Source organism: Thauera propionica (assembly GCF_002245655.1).
In the GTDB taxonomy this organism is placed as follows: domain Bacteria; phylum Pseudomonadota; class Gammaproteobacteria; order Burkholderiales; family Rhodocyclaceae; genus Thauera; species Thauera propionica.
Genome location: NZ_NOIH01000056.1, coordinates 1 through 1,679 on the forward strand (window position 1 = coordinate 1; position 1,679 = coordinate 1,679).

Sequence of the window (1,679 nt, forward strand, 5' to 3'; positions counted from 1 at the left end):
CGGCCGAGGCTGTGTAAAAACGCCCCATTGGCTATGATCTAGGCATTCTCAGCCTGATGTGACGCCATGAAGCGATTCGTCGAAGGACAGAGCCGCACGCAGGGGGCCCTGCTGCCCGAGACACTGGACGACTTCGTTGCCGAGGCTAATCCCGTCCGGGTCATCGATGTGTTCGTCGAAGAGCTCGATCTTCGCAAGTTGGGCTTCGCGGGGGTCGATCCAGCCGCGACTGGACGCCCCGCCTATCACCCAGGGGCGATGCTCAAGCTCTACATCTACGGTTACCTGAACCGGATCCAGTCGAGCCGCCGCCTGGAGCGCGAGGCACAGCGCAACCTGGAGTTGATGTGGCTGCTGGGCCGTTTGACGCCCGACTTCAAGACCATCGCCAACTTCCGCAAGGACAACCCGAAGGGGATCCGTGGCGTTTGTCGGCAGTTCGTAGTGCTGTGCCGGGAACTGGGGCTGTTCGCTGAGGCTGTGGTCGCCATTGACGGAAGCAAGTTCAAGGCCGTCAATAACCGAGATCGAAACTTCACCAGCGCCAAACTGCAGCGGCGAATGCAGGAGATCGAGGCGAGCATCGAGCGTTACCTCGTTGAGATGGACAGCGCTGACCGGCAAGAGCCCGCCGTGGCCCAGGCGAAGAAGGAACGGCTGACCGACAAGATCACCACCCTGAAGGCTCGGATGAAGGAGCTCGAAGCGATTGGCGTCCAACTCGAGAACGCGCCTGACAAGCAAATCTCCCTGACAGATCCCGACGCCCGCTCCATGAAGACTCGAGGCACGGGCATCGTCGGCTATAACGTCCAGACGGCCGTCGAGACCAAGAACCACCTGATCGTGGCGCACGAAGTCACCAACGACGGGCTCGACCGTGATCAATTGAGCACGATGGGCAAGCAGGCTCGTAAGGCGATGAAGCTGGATTTCCTCACGGCGATTGCTGATCGGGGCTATTTCAAAAGCGAGGAGATCCTCGCCTGCCACAAAGCCGGTATCGTGCCGCTTGTTCCGAAGAGCGCTACATCCGGCGCAAAAGCCGACGGGCGCTTTGATCGCGCAGACTTCGTGTACGACCGCGAGAATGACGAGTATGTCTGCCCCGCCGGCGAGCGCCTGATCTGGCGCTTCGCCAGAGTGGAAAGAGGGCTCATGATGAACCGCTACTGGAGCTCATCTTGCCCGCGATGCTCCATCAAGAGCCAATGCACACCCAGCGACTACAGGCGTGTGAGCCGTTGGGCGCACGAGGAGGAACTCGAGGTGATGCAGGCGCGGCTGGATAAGTCGCCCGATAGCATGCGTATCCGACGGCGGACTGTCGAACACCCCTTCGGTACATTGAAGGCCTGGATGGGCGCGACGCACTTCCTGACCAAGGGCCTTGAGCGCGTCCGAACCGAGATGAGCCTGCACGTTCTAGCGTACAACTTGAAACGCGTGATGAAGCTGATGGGAAATGAGGCGCTTATGGCGGCGATTCGGGCCTGATGGGGGCCTTTTTACGTCACCGGATGCGCCAATCCGCAATCATCGAATGACTTGCATTGCATGAGGCGACGAGAAGCCACCGCCGGTGCTTGCAGCCGTAACCGTTTTTACACGCCCTCGGGCATCAGCGGCCGCAGGGAGGACTTTCCGCAACCGGCCGTTCGATGCGGCACCGATGGCCT

1 protein-coding gene is annotated in these 1,679 nt (G+C 60.6%); it reads left to right on the plus strand.

Annotated features, from left to right (window positions below):
* Positions 1–66: 66 nt before the first annotated feature.
* Positions 67–1,497: an IS1182 family transposase gene (locus tag CGK74_RS18630; RefSeq protein WP_094269840.1), complete on the plus strand. Its 1,431-nt coding sequence runs from the start codon at positions 67–69 to the stop codon at positions 1,495–1,497.
* Positions 1,498–1,679: the final 182 nt, after the last annotated feature.